Annotated in this window: 21 protein-coding genes; 10 read left to right on the top strand and 11 right to left on the bottom strand. The window is 57.8% G+C overall.

Annotated features, from left to right (window positions below; translation table 11 throughout):
* Nucleotides 1–16: 16 nt before the first annotated feature.
* The 6 genes from ACUTQW_RS17690 to ACUTQW_RS17665 form a co-directional block, all read right to left on the bottom strand.
* On the bottom strand, nucleotides 17–976 hold the full coding sequence (locus ACUTQW_RS17690) for a sugar kinase (RefSeq protein WP_004950602.1): 960 nt from the start codon (nucleotides 974–976) through the stop codon (nucleotides 17–19).
* Nucleotides 977–981: 5 nt separating this feature from the next.
* Nucleotides 982–1734: a sugar phosphate isomerase/epimerase family protein gene (locus ACUTQW_RS17685; RefSeq protein ID WP_020438246.1), complete on the bottom strand. Its 753-nt coding sequence runs from the start codon at nucleotides 1732–1734 to the stop codon at nucleotides 982–984.
* 183 nt (nucleotides 1735–1917) lie between these two features.
* Nucleotides 1918–2934 carry a LacI family DNA-binding transcriptional regulator gene (locus ACUTQW_RS17680; protein WP_004950609.1) on the bottom strand — a complete coding sequence of 339 codons (1017 nt, stop codon included), beginning with the start codon at nucleotides 2932–2934 and terminating at the stop codon, nucleotides 1918–1920.
* 156 nt (nucleotides 2935–3090) lie between these two features.
* On the bottom strand, nucleotides 3091–3750 hold the full coding sequence (locus tag ACUTQW_RS17675; RefSeq protein ID WP_004950614.1) for an OmpA family lipoprotein: 660 nt from the start codon (nucleotides 3748–3750) through the stop codon (nucleotides 3091–3093).
* Between the two features lie 132 nt (nucleotides 3751–3882).
* Complete coding sequence (locus tag ACUTQW_RS17670) at nucleotides 3883–4317, bottom strand: N-acetyltransferase (protein ID WP_006322891.1); 435 nt, start codon at nucleotides 4315–4317, stop codon at nucleotides 3883–3885.
* Nucleotides 4314–4880 carry a DNA-3-methyladenine glycosylase I gene (locus tag ACUTQW_RS17665; RefSeq protein WP_004950617.1) on the bottom strand — a complete coding sequence of 189 codons (567 nt, stop codon included), beginning with the start codon at nucleotides 4878–4880 and terminating at the stop codon, nucleotides 4314–4316. The genes ACUTQW_RS17670 and ACUTQW_RS17665 overlap by 4 nt, the downstream gene beginning before the upstream one ends.
* A 198-nt stretch (nucleotides 4881–5078) precedes the next feature.
* Here ACUTQW_RS17665 and ACUTQW_RS17660 point away from each other — a divergent pair, with 198 nt between their 5' ends.
* Both ACUTQW_RS17660 and ACUTQW_RS17655 read left to right on the top strand, forming a co-directional pair.
* Complete coding sequence (locus tag ACUTQW_RS17660; RefSeq protein ID WP_235196019.1) at nucleotides 5079–7067, top strand: autotransporter outer membrane beta-barrel domain-containing protein; 1989 nt, start codon at nucleotides 5079–5081, stop codon at nucleotides 7065–7067.
* An 801-nt stretch (nucleotides 7068–7868) separates the two neighbouring features.
* Nucleotides 7869–8612 (top strand): helix-turn-helix transcriptional regulator, encoded by a 744-nt coding sequence (locus ACUTQW_RS17655; RefSeq protein ID WP_198640615.1) that lies wholly within the window; start codon nucleotides 7869–7871, stop codon nucleotides 8610–8612.
* 215 nt (nucleotides 8613–8827) lie between these two features.
* On the opposite strand, the gene ACUTQW_RS17650 is transcribed toward ACUTQW_RS17655, so the two are convergent.
* A complete protein-coding gene (locus tag ACUTQW_RS17650) occupies nucleotides 8828–10168 on the bottom strand; it encodes an MFS transporter (protein WP_020438250.1) in 1341 nt (446 codons plus the stop codon).
* Between the two features lie 263 nt (nucleotides 10169–10431).
* On the opposite strand from ACUTQW_RS17650, the gene glyQ reads away from it, so the two are divergent.
* Together glyQ and glyS are read left to right on the top strand one after the other, a co-directional pair.
* Nucleotides 10432–11346, top strand: coding sequence for a glycine--tRNA ligase subunit alpha (glyQ, locus tag ACUTQW_RS17645; protein ID WP_006321728.1), 915 nt, complete (start codon nucleotides 10432–10434; stop codon nucleotides 11344–11346).
* Between the two features lie 9 nt (nucleotides 11347–11355).
* A complete protein-coding gene (gene glyS / locus ACUTQW_RS17640) occupies nucleotides 11356–13425 on the top strand; it encodes a glycine--tRNA ligase subunit beta (protein WP_004950631.1) in 2070 nt (689 codons plus the stop codon).
* 39 nt (nucleotides 13426–13464) lie between these two features.
* Here glyS and ACUTQW_RS17635 read toward each other — a convergent pair whose 3' ends face one another.
* A complete protein-coding gene (locus ACUTQW_RS17635; RefSeq protein ID WP_445654925.1) occupies nucleotides 13465–13797 on the bottom strand; it encodes a Fic family protein in 333 nt (110 codons plus the stop codon).
* Between the two features lie 146 nt (nucleotides 13798–13943).
* Here ACUTQW_RS17635 and ACUTQW_RS17630 point away from each other — a divergent pair, with 146 nt between their 5' ends.
* The 4 genes from ACUTQW_RS17630 (at nucleotide 13944) to ACUTQW_RS17615 (ending at nucleotide 18970) form a co-directional block, all read left to right on the top strand.
* Nucleotides 13944–14663: a DUF3053 domain-containing protein gene (locus tag ACUTQW_RS17630; protein ID WP_004950637.1), complete on the top strand. Its 720-nt coding sequence runs from the start codon at nucleotides 13944–13946 to the stop codon at nucleotides 14661–14663.
* Between the two features lie 531 nt (nucleotides 14664–15194).
* Nucleotides 15195–17114 carry a PTS mannitol transporter subunit IICBA gene (locus tag ACUTQW_RS17625; RefSeq protein WP_020438252.1) on the top strand — a complete coding sequence of 640 codons (1920 nt, stop codon included), beginning with the start codon at nucleotides 15195–15197 and terminating at the stop codon, nucleotides 17112–17114.
* 58 nt (nucleotides 17115–17172) lie between these two features.
* Nucleotides 17173–18324 carry a mannitol-1-phosphate 5-dehydrogenase gene (locus tag ACUTQW_RS17620; protein WP_020438253.1) on the top strand — a complete coding sequence of 384 codons (1152 nt, stop codon included), beginning with the start codon at nucleotides 17173–17175 and terminating at the stop codon, nucleotides 18322–18324.
* Nucleotides 18325–18418: 94 nt separating this feature from the next.
* Complete coding sequence (locus tag ACUTQW_RS17615; protein ID WP_006322902.1) at nucleotides 18419–18970, top strand: MltR family transcriptional regulator; 552 nt, start codon at nucleotides 18419–18421, stop codon at nucleotides 18968–18970.
* Here the strand turns inward: ACUTQW_RS17615 and ACUTQW_RS17610 are convergent.
* A complete protein-coding gene (locus ACUTQW_RS17610) occupies nucleotides 18967–19575 on the bottom strand; it encodes a LysE family translocator (protein ID WP_020438254.1) in 609 nt (202 codons plus the stop codon). The genes ACUTQW_RS17615 and ACUTQW_RS17610 overlap by 4 nt on opposite strands.
* A gap of 139 nt (nucleotides 19576–19714) precedes the next feature.
* Between ACUTQW_RS17610 and ACUTQW_RS17605 the strand changes: the two genes are divergently transcribed.
* Both ACUTQW_RS17605 and ACUTQW_RS17600 read left to right on the top strand, forming a co-directional pair.
* A complete protein-coding gene (locus ACUTQW_RS17605) occupies nucleotides 19715–21181 on the top strand; it encodes an aminotransferase-like domain-containing protein (RefSeq protein WP_006322906.1) in 1467 nt (488 codons plus the stop codon).
* A 73-nt stretch (nucleotides 21182–21254) separates the two neighbouring features.
* Nucleotides 21255–21617 (top strand): YibL family ribosome-associated protein, encoded by a 363-nt coding sequence (locus ACUTQW_RS17600; RefSeq protein WP_004950649.1) that lies wholly within the window; start codon nucleotides 21255–21257, stop codon nucleotides 21615–21617.
* A 34-nt stretch (nucleotides 21618–21651) separates the two neighbouring features.
* Here the strand turns inward: ACUTQW_RS17600 and ACUTQW_RS17595 are convergent, their stop codons facing one another.
* Both ACUTQW_RS17595 and yiiM read right to left on the bottom strand, forming a co-directional pair.
* Complete coding sequence (locus ACUTQW_RS17595) at nucleotides 21652–22428, bottom strand: class I SAM-dependent methyltransferase (protein ID WP_198640613.1); 777 nt, start codon at nucleotides 22426–22428, stop codon at nucleotides 21652–21654.
* Between the two features lie 54 nt (nucleotides 22429–22482).
* Nucleotides 22483–23154, bottom strand: coding sequence for a 6-hydroxyaminopurine reductase (gene yiiM, locus ACUTQW_RS17590; RefSeq protein WP_006322911.1), 672 nt, complete (start codon nucleotides 23152–23154; stop codon nucleotides 22483–22485).
* Between the last annotated feature and the right edge of the window lie 9 nt (nucleotides 23155–23163).

Below are 23163 nucleotides of genomic sequence, written 5' to 3'. Positions count from 1 at the left end.
ATTTTGTTTGTTATTTTTATTCAGCCAGTGCCGCGCGGGTTGGCAACCCTTCGCTGTCGCCGATGGCCTGGATCGCCAGCGAGCCGATTTTATTGCCGCGTTGCACCGCCTGTTTCAGCGTTTTGCCCTCCAGCAGGGCGCTGATCGTCCCAACGGCAAAGCCGTCTCCTGCACCTACGGTATCCACTACGTTGCTGACTTTTATCGCCGGTACTCTGGCCCGATCGCCGGCGGCGGTTTTAAACCAGGCGCCGTCCGGGCCGGTTTTGATGATCACCGCTTGCACGCCGCGTTCCAGGTAGAAATCGGCGATGCCTTCCGGCGTGGATTGGCCGGTAAGGATTTGCCCCTCTTTGAGCCCCGGCAGCACCCAGTCGGCGGCGAACGCCAGCTTGTTCAACTGGTCGATCATCACCTGTTGGCTGGACCACAGCACCGGGCGCAGGTTGGGATCGAATGAAATGGTCTTGCCCATGGCGCGCATTTCACGGGCGGCATGGTTGCACAGCTCCAGCGATTGACCTGACAGGGCCGCAGCCACGCCGCTCAGGTGCAGATGGCGTGCGGAGCCGAAGTAATCGCGGTTAAAGTCGGCGGTCGACAAATGGCTGGCCGCTGAGCCTTTACGGAAATACTCCACGCTGGGATCGGTACCATCGGTAGTTTTCGATTTGATCTGAAAACCGGTCGGATAGTTGCCGTCTACCGTGACCTGCTGAAAGTTAATGCCTTCTTTTTTCAGCTGTTGCAGGGCGAAACGGCCGAAAGCGTCGTTGCCGACCCGGCTGACCCAGCCCACGTTCAGGCCCAGGCGCGCAAGGCCAATTGCCACGTTCAGCTCGGCACCGGCGATGCGTTTGGTGAAGGTCTCGACTTCAGCCAGATCGCCGGTTTGCGTGGCCACGAACATCGCCATGGCCTCACCCAGCGTAACTACGTCCAATGGCGCATTACGCGCCGCTGTCAGCGTTGTCATGATGTTTACTCCGCACGCAGAAGGTTAACGTAGTGGCGGGTAACGGCTTCCAGGCTGTCACCTTGCAGAGGGAATTCGATGCCGCGCGGCGCGTCCAGCGGCAGACGGGTCAGCAGATCGCGCCAGCTGCCGTCGGTGTCGTCCAGCGCCACTGCGCGCCAACCGCGCGGGCCGTGGGTGGCGGCTTTAACGTGAACATAGCTGACGTGCTGCGCCAGGCGTTCTGCGGCGGCGAAGGCGTCTTGCCCCACCCAGTGCCAGTTGGCCATATCGAACGTCATGCTGACCGGCAGGCGGTTGTCTTCCGCCGCATGGAAAAAGGCATTCAGCAACGACAGGATGCCGCAGTCAGGGGTCTGGTCATTTTCCACCACCAGCTTGACCGGGTGCTGCTCCAGCGCCACTTTCAGTTCGGTAAAATCGAAGCCCGGTTGGTAATGCCCAAGGGAAAGCTTCAACTGCCGAGCATGCAGCACCTGAGCTTCCGCCAGCAGCGCCGGCAGGTTTGGGTTCAGCGTATGCTGTGGGGTAAACAGCGCTTCAGGAGCGGAATAAACGGCAAACAGCTGCTGCTGTTCAATCGCCTGAGCCAGCGCCGGCAGGCTTTCCAGCTCCTGGGCGGAAAACAGCTCGCGGCGGATCTCCACGCCATCCGCGCCCGCGCCGGCAATGATCGGCAGTAAAGCGGCTTGCCCGCCGTGTTGCTGAACCACATCGGTGCCGTATGCGCCGGTCACTACGATAATTTCTCTTTTCATTTTGGCTCCTGAGGTGGCGTTATTCCCACCGCTGCTGTTAAGGGTACGTTAAATGGAACCGGTTCCAGGTTAAAGCGACAGAATGTAAAAATATGATCGCAATCACGAACATGAGCAAAAAATAGTCTTTCGAGGGAGGCGAAGAGGCGCCGTAAACCGCGCCACTGCTGGGAAAAGGGGGGGTTAGCGGGTGGTGGAGCCGCGCACGATCAGTTCACCGGAGAACATCTGTTCGCCGATCGGCGCATCCAGGCCCTGAATACGTTGCACCAGTTGTTCCAGCGCCGCGTGGCCCATTTGATAGGTCGGTTGCTTCAAGGTGGTGATGCCTACCCCCGCCAGTTCGGCCCATTCCAGCTCGTCAAAGCCGAGCAGGCCGATGTCGCTGCCCCATTGAATGCCCAGCCGGCGCATGGCGCGCGCGACCTGCAACGTCAGAGCGCCGTTGGCGGAAATCACCGCCTTGCGCATGCCGCGGTGGCGGGCGTTAAAGCCGCTGAGTACGCTTTCCAACTGCTTGAGGTCGTTAAGCGGCGTCTCGGCTTGCTCAGCCAGCAGCCCGGCATGTTGCGCCATGGTCTGGTTAAAGGCGTGCAGCCGCTCCAGCCGGGTATTGACCGTGCCAATGGGTTCGCTGAGAAACAGGATAGCTTCGAATCCCTGCTGCAACAGATGTTCGGTGGCGGTGGTCGCCGCCTCATGGTTGTTCAGGCCGACCACGTCGCAGGCGAAATCAGGGATTTTTCGGTCGATCAGGACCATCGGCAGCATGGATTGTTGCAGTGTCGACAAGGCTTCTTCACGCATGCCGACGGCATTGACCACGATGCCCTCCACCCGGTAGCTGCTGAGCAACTGCAGGTAGTGTTGCTCCTGATTGACCTCGTTATTGGTGTTACACACCAGCAGGGTAAAGCCGTGTTGACGGCAGGCGGCTTCGATACCGCGCATGACGTCCACCGAGTAGGGGTTGGTGATATCGGCGATGATCAGGCCAATCAGACGCGTTTGCCCGCCCTTCAGGCTGCGGGCCATCTGGCTCGGCCGGTAGTCGAGCTGTTGGATTGCCTGTTCGATACGCTGTTTGAGATCGTCAGAAAGCAGGTGCTGCTCACCATTCAGATAGCGCGATACGCTGGTCTTGCCGGTTTTGGCGGTTTTCGCCACATCGCTGATGGTGGCGCGCCCCGAGGCGCGCATTGCCTTAACAGTGCTCACTGCCGATCTCCCCTGCGGTTAATTGCCAAGGAGACTACCACACCCGGCGTGGGGCCGGGAATGTTGAATGGCAGGTTGTGTGTGACTGAGGGATGGGCACAAAGCGAGAAGCGGCGGGGCTTGGCGCCCCGCACGGGATTACTGCAGCGGGCTGAGGGTGATCTCGACGCGGCGGTTTTGCGCCTTGCCTTCCGCCGTGCTGTTGGAGGCGATCGGATTATCCGGGCCTGCGCCTGAGGTGCGGATGCGGTTTGCCGCTACGCCCTGGGTGATCAATGCGCTGCCCACGCCGTCGGCGCGCTGCTGCGACAGGGTCATGTTCAGGGCGCGGGAACCGGAGCTGTCGGTGTAGCCAATCACGTTAACCGCCGTTTTTGGGTATTCCTTCAGCACCATGGCAACGCCGGTCAGGGTGTTGGCGCCCGCCGGTTTCAGGGTGGCGCTGCTGCTGTCGAAGGTGACATTGTTCGGCATATTCAACACGATATTGTCGCCCTGGCGGGTGACGCTGACGCCGGTGCCTTTCATTTTGTCGCGCAGCTTGGCTTCCTGCACGTCCATGTAATATCCCGCGCCGCCGCCCAGCGCCGCACCGGCTGCTGCGCCGATCAGCGCACCTTTGCCGCGGTCTTTTTTCGACGAGGAGATCATGCCCACGCCGGCACCCAGCGCCGCGCCAATGCCGGCGCCAATACCGGATTTACCGGCTTCAGATTCCCCGGTGTACGGGTTGGTGGTACAGGCTGACAGCGTGAGCGCAACGCTCACCGCGCCGGCAATAATCGCAATGCGTTTCATGTTTTTTCCTCAACAAGCGGATAGAAGCTGAGCCTGTTATCAGGGAAAAATCAGAGGAATACCATGCAGCGGATTCTGAATTGACCGCATCCCGGTGCGGGATGCGTTATTTTTAAGCGAAATCGACAGGGTTCAGACGGCCGGCGGCCAGTTCATGATCAGCGTATAAGCCTGAGTTTCTTCATTGTACAGCCGTTGGGATACCTGAAAACCCTGCTTACGGTAGAACGCGCAGGCACGCAGATTCTGCTCGTATACCTCCAGGCTCAACCGGGGATAGCGCTGCTGTACGTGCGTCATCAGCGCCTGGCCGACGCCGTGGCCATGAAAGGCTTGTTCGACAAACAGCGCGCCGATAAAACGGTCATCCAGTACGCTGATAAACCCGACGATCTCCCCTGCGTGACAATACGCCCAGCTTTGCGCCCGCGGCAGATAGCTCTCCCGCACCAACACAGCGCTTTCCCGCCAATAGCTTTCCACCACGAACGGATGGGCGGCGATGGTGCTGGGCAACCACAGGGCCATCAGCCGCGGAATATCGGCCGGGCGGCAGGGGCGGATCATTTCTGCTTTGGGTAGCAAATACACCCGGTCAGATGATCGTTCACCAACCCGCAGGCCTGCATAAAGGCGTAACAGATGGTGGAGCCGATAAATTTGAAGCCGCGTTTTTTCAACGCTTTGGACAAGGCATCGGACAGCTCGGTTTTCGCCGGCACCTGGCTCAGCGCTTGCCAGCCGTTGAGCTGTGGCTCGCCGCCGACAAAGCCCCAGATAAAGGCGGAAAAATCTTCGCCGGCCGCTTCCATGGCCAGGTAGGCTCTGGCGTTGGCGATGATGGCTTCGATTTTGCCGCGATGGCGGATGATGCCGCTGTCTTGCAGCAGCGTTTCCACGTCCTGCTCGGTCATGGCCGCCACCCGTTGCGGATCGAAATTGTGGAAGGCGCGGCGGTAATTTTCACGCTTTTTCAGCACGGTGATCCAGGAAAGCCCGGCTTGCTGGCCTTCCAGGCACAGCATTTCAAACAGTTCACGCGCAGCGGTGGTCGGTGCGCCCCATTCTTTATCGTGATAGTCGAGATATAACGGATCTGCCGTCACCCAACCGCAACGTTCGCTGGCCATACTGCCTGTCCTTAAGCTGTGTTTATTTACAGTAATCATCGCCCGAAGCGGCAAGCTTGGCAAGCCCCTGATTGTTTTATCATCAACTGGCTTGACGTGACGGAAAAGCCAGCAATATTTACTAGATGGCCGCAGGCAGAAAAAGGCCAATGATAAAAAACGGGTTTCCTTCATTTGCTGGCTCTCAGGAGTCTCTTCATGCCTCTAAAAATAACTCGCATGCCCCGCCCGGCGGCGCTTGCAGTGGCGATATTATGCAGTATGACTACCCCGGCGCTGGCCTATGACCAGGTTTACGTATTTGGCGATAGCCTGAGCGATACCGGCAACAATGGCCGCTTTACCTACGACGGCAATAAGCACCTGCTGTATGACGAAGTGCTGGCGGAACGCATCGGCGCCGCGTTGGTGGCGTCGGACGACGGCGGCTACAATTATGCCGCCGGCGGCGGTGTGGCGGTGCCGGCGCTCAACCCGGCGGACAATACTCAGGATCAGGTGCAGAGCTACCTTGGCCGGGTCGATGGCCGGGCCGATGGCGACGGTCTGTATATTCACTGGATTGGCGGCAACGATCTGGCGGCGGCGGCGTTAAACCCGACAACCGCGTCGGACGTGGCCTATAACAGTGCAGCCGCCGCCGCAGTGCAGGTTCGTTCGCTGTTGAATGCCGGCGCCGGTACGGTGATCGTACCGACGGTACCGAATATTGGTTCAACGCCGCAGCTGATGGAGCTGATTATCCAGCAGGCGCTGACGCCGGTGCAGGGCGCCGCAGTGCAGGCGGCCTATGCCACCCTCAATTCGCTGACTACGCCGGATAATGCTTCGCGCACCCAGGCTATCCATCAGGCGCTGACTTCCGCCGCCGCACAGGCCAGCGCAATCCCGCAGGTGCAGCAGGCGATCGCCGCACAGCTGATTGCCGCCTTTGACAGCCTGAGCGCTCAGGCCGCGCAGTTGACCGATTTTTATAACCAGAGTGAGGATCGCCTGTTGGCGCAGGGCGGTGGCAATGTTGTTCGCGTCGACGTGAACAAGCTGTTCGCCGAGGCGATAGCCAATCCGGCGCAGTTTGGCTTCGCCAATACCGCCGGCATGGCTTGTCCGGCCGGGGTGTCGTCGGCGGTGTGCAGCTCCGCCACGCCGGGCTTCGACGCCAGTCAGTCCTATTTGTTCTCCGATCATTTTCACCCCAGCCCGCAGGCGCATCTGTTGATTGCCGATTACATTCAGGCGGTGCTGGATGGCCCGGCGCAGGTGGTGGCGCTGAACCAGGCGACGGCGGCGATGGCGCGTGACAGCCGCGCGACGCTCGACAGCCGTTTCCAGCAATTGCGCAATGGCGACAACCCGCAGGGATCGCTGGGCGTCTTCGGTGGCTATGCCGGGCAGCATTATGATTACTCGGCCAATAAGGCGGCGGGCGACGGCAACGCCACCACCCATAATCTGACGGTTGGGGTAGATTATCAGTTGGCCGAAGGCTGGCTGATTGGCGCGCTGATATCCGGCTCCAATGACGATCAGCAGCCGTCCAGCCGCTATGAATACAAGGCGCGTGGCCTGCTGTTGTCGGCCTTTACCGCCCTTGATCTGTTTGAGCACGGCTGGGTGAATGCCGATCTGCACTACGCGACGATGGATTACGACGATATTCGCCGCAGCATGCAGCTCGGGCCGCTAACCCGCACCGAAACCGGCTCGACCTCCGGCAAGCAGTGGGGCGCACGCCTCACCGCCGGTTATGATTTCCCGATCACCTCTTATCTGACGACCGGTCCAATGGCGCAGTTTGCCTGGGATTACAGCAACGTCTCCGGTTACAGCGAGGATGGCAACAACAGTACCTCAATGCGCTTTAACGACCAGACCTACCATTCGCAGATCGGCGCGTTGGGCTGGCGGCTGGACAGCCAACTTGGCCTGTTTAATCCGTATGCCGAGGTGAGCTATCAGCATCAGTTTGGCGACGATGTCTATCGGGCCGGCGGTGGGCTGAAGTCCACGCAAACCTCGTTCACCCGCGACAGCGCCGGCCAGGATAAAAACTGGGTGGATGTGACGCTGGGGGCGAACATGCCGCTGACCGATCAGGTGGCGGCGTTCGCCGCCGTTTCGCAAACCGGTGGCCTGAGCAGCGGCGAGCAGTTTATGTATAACGTCGGCGTCAGCGCGCGGTTTTGATCGTTAAGGCTCGTGGGCCTAAGGCACAAGGCCCACACATATTAATTAGTCATTTTCTTTCCGCTTGATCCTTCGCCTTATTCGACAAAAATCACAAAATTGCCATAAATAATGACTCATCTTCTGGCTGGGATCCTTTCCTGCTACGGTTTGAAAATATTGTGTTTATTTGGCATTCGAACCGCAGGAGTAAGGCGCTTGCCGTATAGGCTATTTACATGCCATAAGAAAAAGCATAGTGTAACGACTGTACTTTAGTAGGGTGCTTGATGTGGGGGGCCTTACGGCGACAACGTATGAAGTTAAAGAAAAAAAGTCGCTTTAGAATTTATTGCGCAACACCAGGGAATCATTATTAATCAATAAGATGAGATTTTTCATCGTTGTTATTAGTCCTTCATCCCACTCGAAGGTGCCTTCTGGCGCTTCTATTTTCCTCTCTGGCGATCTGCCTGGTATTGACATAGCGTAAGGATGTTCATTTCAGGTCAAGTAACGGCATTGTTCGCTGGTTTTTTGTCTTATCCATCAATCATTTAGTACCATTCCTTTTATCCAGATATAACTTTAGACGAGCAGTCGGTTTGTTTTTTACCCGATGACAATCTCTATTGTGATCGGATCTTAATATATATTTCAAATTCTGTTATATTTCATAATATGACTATCATGGTTATTATTTCGATATGAAATAATAACTATTAAATGCTTTTTTAATGAATGTCAGCTCACAAATGTATCAGTGAGACATTGGATTAGCATGCTATATTACACGTTTATTTTCTTTCAAGGAGGTGTTACGTGACTAGCTCATTCTTCGATAATGAATTAATCAATGAGGAGATTAAAAGGGATCTGGAAAATAGTCTTGTAAGTTATAATAGTATAAAATACGTTTATGCAATAATGAATAAAAGAAATCCGGCAAATTTTTCTGTTATATCAAACAGAATGGATTGGTTTGAACTTTACACGAAAAGTAACTTTCAGTTTATCGACCCCGTACTTATCACTGCATCCAATCGGATTACCCCATTTCTCTGGGATGAAAACCTCATTATTGAATCAGGGGTGAAATTCTCAAAATTATTTGACGCGGCTAAAGATTATAACATCGTTAATGGTTATACTTTTGTGCTGCATGATCATCATCATAATCTTGTCGTGTTGTCTTTCTTTTTGGATGATCCTCTCTCTGAAAATAGAGGGAAGTTAGAGAAAAATAAAAACAAAATTCAGATGTTGTTAATAAATACACATGAAAAACTAATCACTGATTACCAGAATGTCAGCAGTGCGAGATACTTTGAAAGAATAAATGACAAAGAAATTTTCTCCGATAGAGAAAATGACGTGCTTTATCTGGCAAGTATGGGGAAATCCTATCCAGAAATTGCACTTATCTTGGGCGTGAAGTTAACGACAATAAAATATCATATTGGTAACGCAGTAAAAAAACTGGGCGTCACCAATGCTAAGCATGCCATTAGACTTGGGGTCGAGTTGCAACTCATCAGGCCCGTGCTCTTTGACGCAGAAGGCTAATGGACGAGTGTCGCAATCTGATTTGAAGCCTGGGTTGGCTGATGCATTCGACCGATATTTGCCGGTGAGGCCGTCAATTTGTATGTAAACCCGTTACTTTCCGCGGTAGATACGCGATAGATAATATGAAGCGTCACTATCGGCGGGAGCTGAAATTCACTTAATGCAGAATGCGCTGACCTGAAGGCATCCTTGCCTCAGGAGTATTACCGTTGTCAGGGCGCGATTTGCTGAATACCACGGCGGTGCGCAAGCGTGCTGCCGGCCACGAGCTTCCTTTCCGGTTGCAGCAGGGTCATGCACAGCATGCTGCAGAAAGATACCGCGGCGGTGGCGAAGAACATGGCGCCATAGCCGTGGTGCTGCGCCAACCAACCGCTCAGCATCGGCGCGGTGATCGACGCAATATTGGCGATCGCCAGCGTCATGCCGCTGTAAGCGCCCACCGACGCCTTCGGCGTGACGTCAATCACCACCGACCAATACACGTTATTCACCAGCGCGTTCAGCGCATTGCCCAGCGTCATCAACAAAATGATTTCGGTCGGCGTGCTCATAAACGGGATCAGCAGGAAGCAGGTGGCGGTCAGCAGCAGCGTCACCGCCGCAAACAGGTTGCGCGCCAGCCGCAGGTTGCCAAAGCGCCTCAGCAGCGCATCGGCGATGCGGCCGCCGAGCAGCACGGTAAAGCAGGCGCCGCTCCAGGGGATCATCGCCACATACCACAGCGAGTGCAGATCGTAGTTGAAGGTGTCCTGCAGGTATTTTGGCCCCCAGGTGACCAGCACAAAGGTAACGTAGAGGAAAGAGAAGTAACCCAGGGCGTTAAACACCAGTGTGCGGTTAGTGAAAAATGCCCACCACGGCAGGTGCGGTTGTCGGCTGTCCGGTTCCTGATCGGCACCGATGGCCGCCAGTTCGGCGGCGTTAACCAAAGGATGCTCCTGCGGCGTATCGGTAAAGACACGGGCGAACAGCAAAATGGCGATCAGCGAGAACAGGCCCAGCAGGATGAACATGCAGCGCCAGTCATCGGTCAAGAGCAGCAGCCCCACCGCCAGCGGTGCGGTGAGCAGCGAGCCCACCTGGGTACTCAGCAACCCGATGCCCAATGAAAATCCCCGTTCCTTGCGCGGTGCCCAGTTGGCGATGGTTTTGTTCATCAGCGCGTAGGCCGGGCCTTCGGCAAAGCCGAACATGATCCGCAGCGCGGCGAAGCCCATGATCGCCGAGCCACCGAACAGCGCCACCCCCAACTCGCCGGCCCAGGCAGTGGCTATCTCCAGCAGCGACCACAGCGCCCCGGCCATCAGCCAGACTTTTTTGGTGCCGATTCGGTCGGCCAGAAAGCCGCCGCACAGCGAACCGAACAAATAACCGAAGCCGAAGTAGCCCAGTACGGCACCCAATTGCGCCTTGTTGAAGTTGAATTCATGCGAGATATCGTTGGCGGCGAAGGATAACGCGCCGCGATCGACGTAGTTGATCAGCGCTATAAAAAACACCATGGCGAAAATACGGTAGCGATAGCGGCTGTCGGTTAAGGCGTTGGTCATCAGCAAACCTCCTGAAACGTTTGATATCAGGATGCTGCAAGGTTGGTGCCAGTCTCGTCGGCCGTTGCGGGACGGGGGATAGCGGCGGTGCGGATGCGTTGAACGGGCATCCTGCATGGGCATTTGCCCTGTGATGGTGCATGAAAAGGCGACGCCTCTTCGCCGATTCGCACTTGTTGCCGGATTCTGGCTGTATATCTTACGGTCAACGGGTATACTGGCCCATTCCATATAAATCCACTTGTATCGCGTGCGAATTCAACATGCAAAAGTTTGATACCAAGACCTTTCAGGGCCTGATCCTGACACTGCAGGACTATTGGGCGCGCCAGGGCTGCACCATTGTTCAACCATTGGACATGGAAGTCGGCGCGGGAACCTCTCACCCGATGACGTGCCTGCGCGCACTCGGCCCAGAGCCGATTGCCGCCGCCTATGTGCAGCCGTCCCGTCGTCCGACCGACGGCCGTTACGGTGAAAACCCTAACCGCCTGCAACACTACTATCAGTTCCAGGTGATCATTAAACCGTCGCCGGACAACATTCAGGAACTGTACCTCGGCTCGTTGAAAGAGCTGGGTCTGGATCCGACCATCCACGATATCCGCTTCGTAGAAGACAACTGGGAAAACCCGACGCTCGGCGCCTGGGGCCTGGGCTGGGAAGTGTGGCTGAACGGCATGGAAGTGACGCAGTTCACTTACTTCCAGCAGGTCGGCGGCCTGGAGTGCAAACCGGTTACCGGCGAGATCACTTACGGTCTGGAGCGCCTGGCGATGTACATCCAGGGCGTGGACAGCGTCTACGATCTGGTCTGGAGCGACGGCCCGCTGGGTGTGACCACCTACGGCGACGTGTTCCACCAGAACGAAGTGGAGCAGTCCACTTACAACTTCGAGTATGCCGACGTCGACTTCCTGTTCTCCTGCTTCGAGCAGTACGAGAAAGAAGCTCAGTCGCTGCTGGCGTTGGAAAAACCGCTGCCGTTGCCGGCTTACGAACGTATTCTGAAGGCCGGCCACACCTTCAACCTGTTGGATGCGCGCAAGGCGATCTCGGTGACCGAGCGTCAGCGCTATATTCTGCGCATCCGCACGCTGACCAAAGCCGTTGCAGAGGCCTACTACGCTTCCCGTGAAGCGCTGGGCTTCCCGATGTGCAAAAAGAACGAGAACTAAGAGGCAGCCATGACTCAACAGACTTTCCTGGTGGAAATCGGCACGGAAGAGCTGCCGCCGAAGGCTCTTCGTTCACTGGCAGAATCCTTTGCCGCGAATTTTACCGCTGAGCTCGATAGCGCCAACCTTGAGCACGGCGAAGTGAGCTGGTTTGCCGCGCCGCGCCGTCTGGCGCTGAAAGTGGCCAATCTGAGCGCCGCACAGGCCGATCGCGAAGTCGAAAAACGCGGCCCGGCGATCGCCCAGGCGTTCGACGCCGAAGGCAAGCCGAGCAAAGCGGCCGAAGGCTGGGCGCGTGGCTGTGGCATTACTGTCGATCAGGCCGAGCGCCTGGTGACCGACAAAGGCGAGTGGCTGCTGTATCGCGCCCATGTCAAAGGCCAGTCCGCGCAAGCGCTGCTGGCGGGCATGGTCAGCACTGCGCTGTCCAAACTGCCGATCCCGAAACTGATGCGTTGGGGCGACTCCGAGGTGCAGTTTGTGCGTCCGGTACACACCGTGACCCTGCTGCTGGGTGCTGAACTGATCCCGGGCACCGTGCTGGGCATCGAGTCCGCCCGCACCCTTCGCGGCCACCGTTTTATGGGTGAAGCCGAGTTCACTATCGACAACGCCGACCAATACCCGCAGATCCTGCTGGAGCGCGGTAAAGTGATTGCCGATTACGAAGCTCGCAAGGCGCTGATCAAACGTGACGCCGAGCTGGCGGCGCAGCAGATTGGCGGCAAGGCCGATCTGAGCGAAAGCCTGCTGGAAGAAGTGGCCTCGCTGGTGGAATGGCCGGTGGTGCTGACCGCCAAATTCGAAGAGAAATTCCTGGCGGTGCCGGCGGAAGCGCTGGTGTACACCATGAAGGGCGACCAGAAGTATTTCCCGGTGTATGACGCCGCGGGCAAACTGCTGCCGAACTTTATCTTCGTGGCCAATATCGAATCCAAAGATCCGCAGCAAATCATCTCCGGTAACGAGAAGGTAGTGCGTCCGCGTCTGGCCGATGCCGAGTTCTTCTTCAACACCGACCGCAAAAAACGTCTGGAAGACAATCTGCCGCGTCTGGAAACCGTGCTGTTCCAACAGCAACTGGGTACCCTGCGCGACAAGACCGATCGCATCCAGGCGCTGGCGGGCTGGGTTGCCGGCCAAATTGGCGCCGACGTAAACCACGCCACCCGCGCGGGCCTGCTGTCGAAGTGCGATCTGATGACCAACATGGTCTTCGAATTCACCGACACCCAGGGCGTGATGGGCATGCACTACGCGCGCCACGATGGCGAAGCGGAAGACGTTGCCGTTGCGCTGAACGAGCAGTATCAACCGCGTTTTGCCGGCGATGCGCTGCCGGAATCGCTGGTGGCCTGTTCGCTGGCGATCGCCGACAAGATGGACACCCTGGCCGGTATTTTCGGCATCGGGCAACATCCGAAAGGCGACAAGGATCCGTTCGCTCTGCGCCGTGCCGCATTGGGCGTGCTGCGTATCATCGTCGAGAAAAACCTGCCGTTGGATCTGCAGACCCTGACCGAAGAGGCCGTGCGCCTGTACGGCAGCAAGCTGAGCAACGCCAAGGCCGTCGACGAGGTTGTCGAATTCATGCTGGGCCGTTTCCGCGCCTGGTATCAGGAAGAAGGCCACGCCGTCGACACCATTCAGGCGGTGTTGGCACGTCGTCCGACCAAGCCGGCGGACTTCGACGCGCGCGTCAAAGCGGTGACTCACTTCCGTACGCTGGAAGAAGCGGCGGCGCTGGCGGCGGCCAACAAACGAGTGTCCAATATCCTGGCTAAATCCACCGATACGCTGAACGATCGCGTTCACGCAGCGGTATTGAAGGAAGCGGCCGAGATCCAACTGGCGACCCATCTGGTGGTGCTGCGCGACAAACTGGAGCCGGTGTTCGCGGCAGGCGACTATCAGGATGCGCTGGTGCAACTGGCTGCGCTGCGCGAGCCGGTGGATGCGTTCTTCGACAACGTAATGGTTATGGCCGAGGATGACGCCGTGCGCGTCAATCGCCTGACGCTGCTGAGCAAGCTGCGTGAGCTGTTCCTGCAGGTGGCGGATATCTCCGTATTGCAGTAAGCGGTTCTGCCGTGAAAAAGGCGCCTGCGGGCGCCTTTTCTATTGCCGGCGGCGCTGTGCTGCGCCTTCTGCGGTGAGTCGGTATTTTTGCAGACGGCTGTTGGGTTTATCCGGTAGCGTCATTTCGATCCATCCAGCATTCAGCGCAGGTTGCAGATAACGTTCGCGGAAAGATTTCCGATCCTGCAGTTGCAGAGCGCTCTGAATGGCCTCGCGCGACATCTCTCCCTTTAGCGCCGCTAACAGCTCGCCGACTTGGGGGGGGACTTGGGGGGTAAGACTTTGCTCCAGCGCCCGCAAAATCATCTCCAGCATAAACTCCACAAAGGGTGCGCAGTCGGTGCGTGTGACAGAGTCCCCGTTACCGCCCATGAGCGGCCTTTCGCCACAGAATCGCAACCGAATGGTGAATCGCGTATCGGATCGCACGCAGTTGATCTATTCTTATAGGCGCACGGAGTGCAACAAAAGGGACGGAGTCCGATGAGAAAGCAGGTTTATAACAGGAGTTATGTCACATGGCGGTAGGGATCCAGAGCAGAGTTTTCGCGCGTTGGTTGGCCCCGGTATTGGCATTGTTGGTGGTCATGCAATTGACTGCCTGCGGCGATAAAGAGCCGGAACAACGCAAGGCGTTTGTTGATTACTTACAGAATACGGTTATGCGCAGCGGCGCGAAAATCCCGACGCTGAGCGAAGATCAGAAGCAGAAATTCGGCAACTATGCCGGTGATTACGCCATCCTGGTCGGTTTTTCACAGCAGTTGTCTAAATCGCTGGATGCCAGCCTGACGCCGGCGTTGGATCAGATTAACCAGATCCGCACCGCGCAGGATTACATGAGCAAGCGCGATTCGCTACAGCAATCCGTTGGGGCGTTGAACCTGCTGGGCCAGCAGATTCAGTCTGCCAAGTCACAGGCGGACACCTCCCGGGCGGCGCTGAAGCAACCTGACGATCTGAAAGCCGTTTATAATCAAGTGTATGACAAGATTGTCACCGGGCCGGCCAATGCGCTGATGCCGGTTATCCCTACCACCGCCAGTTTCGTTCAGGATCTGGTGCAGGTCGGGGATTTCCTGCGCACTCAGGGCAATCAGGTGAGCTTTAACAATAACGGTGTGCAGTTCCGTACTTCGCAGCAGGCAACGCAATACAACACCATGATGTCGAATCTGGTGGCCAAGCAGCAGGATTTGCTGAATGCACAGAAAACCGTCGCGAGCGTGACCCAGTAATTGTTTTTAAGAGGCCGGCTTGCCGGCTTCTGTTATTTATCCCCCCGGCTTTCCAATAGCTTGCTCACTTCTTCCCCATCGCTTCTGTACTACACTCAATTCATCATCGTATTTCGTCATGTAGTTTTCTTACATTCATCACGTCGCTATTTCCCTACGGGATGAGTGCTCACAGGGAAGGTCTTCCCCAAACCAGGATTCGGTAGTCACCGATAAAATAAATTGTGATTAATGTCACAATTTAAAAACAAACACGCGACTTTAAAGTGTGATGTTAATCACTATTTTTGTGCATTTACGCAGGTTTTGTTCTCGTTGTGTTTTTTTTACACGGAGTAATTGTGACGAATATCACTATAAGTGCCCGGTGTATGGGATGTTTGGTGTGACGTGTATCACGAAATTTCCGTGAGGTTCGCGTGGTAAAAACAGCGTGATAGAGTCCACTCGCAGACAGCACCAACACGGCTGGATCGTAACAACAATAATCACGCGCTCTATTGTCAGCGCGTAACAATAGGGGTGTGTTCTATGTTTTCACCAGACATCAAAGTCAAAGTTCAAAACTTTGGCCGCTTCCTGAGCAACATGGTGATGCCCAACATTGGCGCCTTTATCGCCTGGGGTATCATTACCGCGTTATTCATTCCTACCGGCTGGCTGCCGAATGCAACTCTGGCCAAACTGGTTGGCCCGATGATCACCTACCTGCTGCCGTTGCTGATCGGTTTCACCGGCGGGCGTCTGGTGGGCGGCGATCGCGGCGGTGTGGTCGGTGCCATCACCACCATGGGGGTGATCGTCGGTGCTGACATGCCGATGTTCCTCGGTGCAATGATCGCCGGTCCCTTGGGCGGCTGGGCAATCAAGCATTTTGACCGCTGGGTCGACGGCAAAATCAAAAGCGGTTTCGAGATGCTGGTGAACAACTTCTCGGCCGGCATTATCGGTATGCTGCTGGCGATTTTGGCCTTCCTGGGTATCGGGCCGCTGGTTGAAGTGCTGTCCAAGCTGCTTGCGGCCGGCGTGCACGTCATGGTGGTGAACAACCTGTTGCCGCTGGCGTCCATCTTCGTCGAGCCGGCGAAAATCCTGTTCCTGAACAACGCCATCAACCACGGTATCTTCTCGCCGTTGGGCATCCAGCAGGCGACAGAGGCCGGCAAGTCGGTGTTCTTCCTGATTGAAGCCAACCCGGGCCCGGGCATGGGTGTGCTGATGGCTTACATGTTCTTCGGCCGTGGCAGCGCCAAGCAGTCTGCCGGCGGTGCGGCGATCATTCACTTCCTTGGCGGTATCCACGAAATTTACTTCCCGTACGTGCTGATGAACCCGCGCCTGCTGTTGGCGGTGATTCTGGGCGGCATGACCGGCGTGTTCACGCTCACCATGCTGAACGGCGGCCTGGTTTCTCCGGCTTCGCCTGGCTCCATCCTGGCGGTGCTGGCGATGACGCCGAAAGGCGCTTACTTCGCCAATATCGCGGCGGTGGCGGCGGCCTTCGCCGTGTCCTTCGTGGTCTCCGCTTTCCTGCTGAAAACCTCCAAAGTGAAGGACGAGGACGATCTGGAAGAAGCGACCCGCCGCATGCAGGAGATGAAATCTCAGGCTAAAGGCGGTGCCGCAGTACAAGCTGCTGTGGACGGCGATTTGACAACCGTACGTAAAATCATCGTCGCCTGCGATGCGGGTATGGGCTCCAGCGCCATGGGCGCTGGCGTGCTGCGCAAAAAAGTGGCGGACGCCGGGCTGAAAAACATCTCCGTGACCAACAGCGCCATCAACAGCCTGCCGGACGATGTGGATCTGGTGATCACCCACCGCGATCTGACCGAGCGTGCGATGCGTCATGCGCCGCAGGCCCAGCACATCTCGCTGACCAACTTCCTCGACAGCAAGCTGTACAGCGATCTGACCGAACGCCTGGTGGCGGCCAACAAAACCACCGACAACCAGCAAAAAGTCATCAACACGTTGGACGACAGCTTTGAAGCGACCGAGCAAAACCTGTTCAAACTGAGCGAAAGCAACGTGTTCCTTAACCTGCAAGCCAGCGACAAAGAGCAGGCGATACGCTTCGCCGGCGAGCAGCTGGTTAAAGGCGGCTACGTAGAGCCGGAATACGTCCCGGCGATGCTGGAGCGTGAAAAACTCACCTCCACCTATCTGGGCGAGTCGATCGCGGTGCCGCATGGCACCATCGAAGCCAAAGATCGGGTGCTGCGCACCGGCGTGGTGTTCTGCCAGTATCCGCAGGGCGTGCGTTTCGGGGATGAAGAGGATGAAGTGGCGCGGTTGGTTATCGGTATTGCCGCCCGCAACAACGAACATATCCAGGTGATCACCAGCCTGACCAATGCGTTGGATGATGAAGGCGTCATCGAGCGGTTGGCGAATACCACCAGTGTGCAGGAAGTGCTGGACCTGCTGGGTGGCAAAAAAGTCGGATAACAGAATCATTTTAAAGGGTGCAGCTTGCTGCACCCTTCGACATTGGAAAGGTAGGAATATGAAAGCATTACATTTCGGTGCAGGGAATATTGGGCGTGGCTTTATCGGCAAACTGCTGGCGGACGCGCACGCCGAACTGACCTTTGCCGACGTTAACCAAACCGTGCTGGACTTGCTGAACAGCCGCAAAAGCTATCAGGTTCACGTCGTGGGTGAGCAGGCTCGGGTTGAGAGCGTGAATAACGTCAGCGCGGTTAACAGCGGCAGCGAAGAAGCGGTGGCGCTGATCGCCGAAGCGGACATCGTGACCACCGCCGTCGGCCCGCAGATCCTGGCTAAAATTGCCGGCACTGTCGCCAAAGGGCTGATCAAACGCCATCAGCAGGGCAACACTCAGCCGCTGAACATCATCGCCTGCGAGAACATGGTGCGCGGCACCAGCCAGTTAAAACAGCACGTGTTCGACGCGCTGCCGCAAGATGAGCAGGCGTGGGTCGAACAGCATATCGGTTTTGTCGATTCGGCGGTGGACCGCATCGTGCCGCCGGCGGAAGCGGGCAGCAACGATCCGTTGGAAGTGACGGTAGAAACCTTCAGCGAATGGATTGTCGATCAGACCCAGTTCAAGGGGCAGCCACTGGCGATCGCCGGCATGGAACTGACCGATAACCTGATGGCCTTTGTCGAACGCAAGCTGTTTACGCTCAATACCGGCCACGCCATCACCGCTTACCTTGGCCAACAGGCCGGTCTGCTGACCATTCGTGATGCGATCCTCGACTCGGCCATCCGCCGCGTGGTGAAAGGCGCGATGGAAGAGAGCGGTGCGGTGTTGATCAAACGCTACGGCTTTGACGCCGACAAGCACGCCGCCTACATCGACAAAATCCTCAGCCGCTTTGAAAACCCGTATCTGCACGATGATGTCGAGCGCGTGGGCCGCCAGCCGCTGCGTAAACTGAGCGCCGGTGACCGCCTGATCAAACCTCTGCTGGGCACGCTGGAATATGGCCTGCCGCACGACAACCTGATCCAGGGCATCGCCGCCGCCATGAGCTACCGCAGCGAGCAGGATCCGCAGGCGCAAGAGCTGGTGGCGTTGCTGGCCAAACTGGGGCCAAAAGCGGCTCTGGCGCAAATTTCCGGCTTGCCGGTTGAAAGTGAGGTTGTAGAACAGGCGGTTGCTGTGTATAACGCCATGCAAAAGTAGATTCAGTATGACGAATCCACGGGCGCGGCAAGCTGCGCCCCTATACCCCGACTTCAGCATTGACGGCATCTCCCAGGCCATTCGAAAAGCGACGATGATCGAGCCACAGGCATTTGAAAATCAGGTTCTGGAAAAGCTGAACGCAGGCAAGACGGTGCGCAGTTTTCTGATCGCAGCGGTAGAGCTGCTGGCGGAAGCGCTTGACGTGCTGGTGGTGCAGGTGTTCCGCAAGGACGACTATGCGGTGAAGTATGCCGTTGAGCCGCTATTGTCCGGCGCCGGCCCCTTGGGTGAGCTGTCGGTGCGCCTTAAGCTGATGTACGGGCTGGGCGTTATCTCGCGTCATGAGTACGAAGATGCCGAACTGCTGATGGCGATGCGCGAAGAGCTCAATCACGACGGCTCGGAATACCGCTTTGTCGACGATGAAATCCTCGGCCCGTTCGGCGAACTTCACTGCGTGGCCGCGCTGCCGCCGGTGCCGACTTTTCTGCAGCCCGGCGAAGCGGAAGAATCGCTGATCGCCATGCAGCGCCAGCGATACCAGCAGGTGGTGCGTTCCACCATGGTGCTGTCGATTACCGATCTGATCGCCGGCATCGGCGCCAAACAGCCGTCCCGGCTTTCTCCTCTCGGCCGCGGTTAAGCAAAGGCCGCGCGCCACTCATCGAACAACAGCCACAACGCCGTTACCGCCATCAAACCCGCCATCGTCGCGTTAAACAACCGCAGCTTCCAGGTGACGCGCAGCGCAACGCGCAGGCGATCGCCCAGCGCCGCCCACACCAGCACGCAAGGGATATTCAAGGCGACAAAGCCGGCAACGAGCATTAGCGTGTGGCTAAGGCTGGTCCCTTCGCGCGGGGTGAACAGGATTGCGATGTTAATGGCCATCAACCAGGCTTTGGGGTTCACCGCCTGGAACAGCGCGCCGTTGAGCAACCGCATTGGTTGCGCCTGCTGTTTGGCATCCGGCGAGGTCGCCTGGAACAGCTTCCACGACAACCACAGTAAATAGGCGCAGCCAATCACCGCCAGCGGGAAACGTATCGCTCCGGCCCAACTGAGCACCAACGCCAGCAGGCTGGTGGTCAGGGCCAACTGTACCCCACAACCCAGGCTGATGCCGAACACCATCGGCAGGGTGCGGCGCAGGCCGAAGTTGACCCCGGAAGAGGCCAGCAGCAGGTTGTTGGGGCCGGGGGTGATCGACATCACCGTGACATAACTGATAAAGGCGGAGTCCAGCATAACGGGTTCCTTAAACGACACAGTAGCAAGGGAACCAGCATAAAACCTGCGAGCGGATGGTGACAGAACCAGAAACCCGCTATTGTTATGGGTACAGTTTTGCAAGAAGTAAACTGTACCCATTACCTGGAGAGAAACTGTGACCCTGCTCGATGAAATGCCTGAAACGCGTTATCAGCAACTGGCGGATACCCTGGCACAGGCCATTCGCCGCGGCACGCTGCTGCCCGGCAGCCGTTTGCCTTCGGTGCGCCGCTGCGCGCAGACCCACAGCGTCAGCATCAATACCGTGGTGGCGGCCTACCGTGCGTTGGAAGACCGTGGGCTGATCGAAGCACGGCCGCAGTCCGGCTTCTATGTGCGCAGCACGTTGCCGGCGCTGAAAGCCGCCTCGCAGCCCAGTAGCCGAATAGAGCCGCCGGCGGACGACGTGCTGGCGCTGATCGACACGGTGTTTGCCGCCCAGCAGAACCCGGCGTTCACCAACCTGTCGTTGGCCTGCCCACAAACCTCCGATTTTTATCCGGGCGGCAAACTGGGGCGGATGCTGTCGTCGCAGCTGCGTCGCCAGCCCGATCTGATCGGTAAGTACGCGTTGCCGCCCGGCAGTTTGCGGCTGCGCCAGCAGATCGCCCGCCGTTCGATGACACTGGGCATGCTGGTGGAACCTGGCGATGTCACCCTGACCCACGGCTGCATGGAGGCGCTGCAACTGGCGTTGCGTGTCACCACCAAGCCGGGCGACTGTATTGGGCTGGAGTCGCCGACCTATTTTTATCTGCTGCCGCTGCTGGCCAGCCTGGGGCTGAAGGCGCTGGAAATCCCGACCGATCCGCAGCATGGCCTGTCGCTGGACGCGCTGGAGCTGCTGTTGAATGAGAAACGGCTGGATGCGGTGATCGCCATGCCAACGGTGCAGAATCCGCTGGGGTGCACCATGCCGCTGGCGGCCAAAAAGCGGTTGGCGCGGCTGATGAACGATCATCAGGTACCGCTGATTGAAGACGGGCTGTACGCCGAGATTCAGTTCGGCGGCGCGCTGTCGCCGGCGGTGAAATCTTTCGATCGCGACGGCTGGGTGCTGTTTTGCTCCAGCTTTACCAAGACGCTGGCGCCGGATTTCCGCATCGGTTGGATCGCCGGTGGGCGTTTCAACGAAGCGCTGCGCAAGCTGAAAGCGGTGTCATCGATGGCGGAATCACAGCTGTTGTCGGAAACGCTGGCGATGTTCCTGGAAACCGGCGGCTACGATCACCATTTACGCAACCTGCGTAAGCGCTACGCCGCCCAAGTGGAGGCGGCACGGGCCTTGATTGCCCGCCATTTCCCGCGTGGCACGCGGGCGACGCAGCCGGCGGGCGGTTTTGTGTTCTGGGTCGAGTTTCCGGCCAGGGTCGACAGCGTGGCGCTGTTCCACCAGTTGCTGGAGGAACAAATCTGCCTGACGCCGGGCACCTTGTACTCCCCCAGCGGCCGCTACCGCAACGGGCTGCGGCTCTCTTGCTGCTATCCGTTTAATGCACGTTATACCCAGGCGTTGGCGCGCGTGGGGGCGAAAGCCTGCGAGATGAGCGGGTTGCCGCCGGGAATCGAGCAAGGCGAGTAACTGCGTGCACATTTTGCTACAATGTGGGCATCGTTGATTAGCGTGCCGCACAGGCACAAACAGGCCATAAACCATGAAAGAGAAAGAAAAGGCAGAGATTAAGCGCCTTAGCGACCTGCTGGACGCACTGAATCACAAAGACACGGCGGTGATCCAACAGGGCAATGTCGACCTGATTGCCCAGCACACCAAAGAAAAAGAGAAGCTGGCGACGGAAATCGAACGTCTGAAAGGCGTGCGCGTCGAGAAGCTGAGTGCGGAAGCGCAGAAGCTGAGCCAACTGCCCTTCAGCCGTGAAATCACCAAGAAAGAGCAGGCGGACATGGGGTCGTTGAAGAAAAGCGCACGCGGCCTGATCGTGGTGCACCCGATGACCGCACTGGGCCGTGAGATGGGCCTGAAAGTGGTCACCGGCTACGCCAAAAAAGCTTTCTGATTCACCCGGGCGCCGCCCTGCGACGCCCGGTATTTCATCGCTTGGTCGTGAAATACGCCTTGGTTTGATAGGGCACGATCACTGTTTCCTTGCCCTGCAATTCCCCTTCCTCCGCCACCAACTGGCGAATCTGATCGATCACCTCTTCCTGCCGTTGCGGCGGCAAGGCGGCGATAAAGCTGGTTGAGCGCACCCGGTTGTAAATAACATCTTCTGCTGCGCCCTGGTGGCCGAACATAAACACCTGCTCCTGCAACGCTTCGAACCCCTTGACCGGAAACAGTTTGCGCCATTCGCCAGTGTAGAAACGCGGCGCGTCGCCTTCGTGTCTGTCGACAATCTGATTCAGCTTGCGCACCCAGCTCACGCGCGCATCGCGCATATTCCACACCAGGCCGAACTTGCCGCCGGGCTTGAGGATACGCTGAATTTCAGCCAGCGCCTGAGGCGTGGCGAACCAGTGGAAGGACTGCGCGCAGACTACGGCATCGACCGATTCGTCCGGCAGCGGAATCGACTCGGCGGTGCCCGCCAGCGTTTTCACCTGCGGCAGCGCGGCCGACAGTTTTTCCAGCATTTGCGCTACCGGTTCGACGGCGATCACCTGCGCACCGGTTTCCAGCAGACGCGGGGTGAATTTGCCGGTGCCGGCGCCGAGGTCGACAACCGTCATGCCGGCGTGCAGGCCGATAACCTCACGCAGCCAGATGGCGATCTCCGGCGGATAATCCGGTCGCCCTTTCACGTAGCGGTCGGCATTGGCCTGATAACCAACGGCTGCGGCGTGGTGGATCGGAGAGGGGGTGGTCATAACTTTTGCTCCTGCCTGAAAGAGGTTGCACAACAGTCTAGCGGCCGGTCTTTTTCAACGGCCCAGCAGACGGCGGTTAACGTTTTCGATATGGCCCGTCGTGATGCGCGCCAGCATGGTTTTACTCCAACTGGCGGACAGCCCGGCTACCGCCAGCAAGCGGCGATACTGCTCTTCATCGAACGGCATATGCCAGGCAATGCCGATGGCGTCGGCCACCGAGACGTCGCTGCTGCGCATCACCAGTTCCAGCGGACGATCGCCGCTGACGGCACCGGCGGACACCACCCGGTACAGCCAGCCGCAACGGCCGCTTTGCTGCATCAGCACCGAGATGTCGTCGATCGCGAAGTGGTAGTTGAGTTTGAAGCAGGGAGAGCGTGGCTGGGTGACCTGAATCAATGCCTCGCCCCAGCGGAAGATATCGCCCATAAACACGTTGTGCTCGGTCAGCCCCAGCGTGGAAATATTCTCGCCGAAAGCCGGCGCGCAAAACTGTTCCGCCTGTGCAGGAAACTGTTCCCGCCAGTGGGCGTAATGTTCGCGCGGATAGTGGCACAAAGCGCGGTCCGGCCCGCCGTGATAGCTTTTTTCCGCCTGCTCGTCGCCTTCCAGGCCGAGCGGGGTCAGCTTGATGGCGCCCTCCACCAGGCGTTTGGCGATGCCGCTGGGCCGCCCGCCGTCATAAGGCTGGATGGTGCCGATATAAACCTCAGGGTGATGCATATGCGCCTC

This window comes from Serratia sp. TSA_7 (assembly GCF_052692135.1).
Note: the sequence above shows the minus strand (reverse complement) of the source record. Positions and strands in the feature narration are given on the sequence as shown.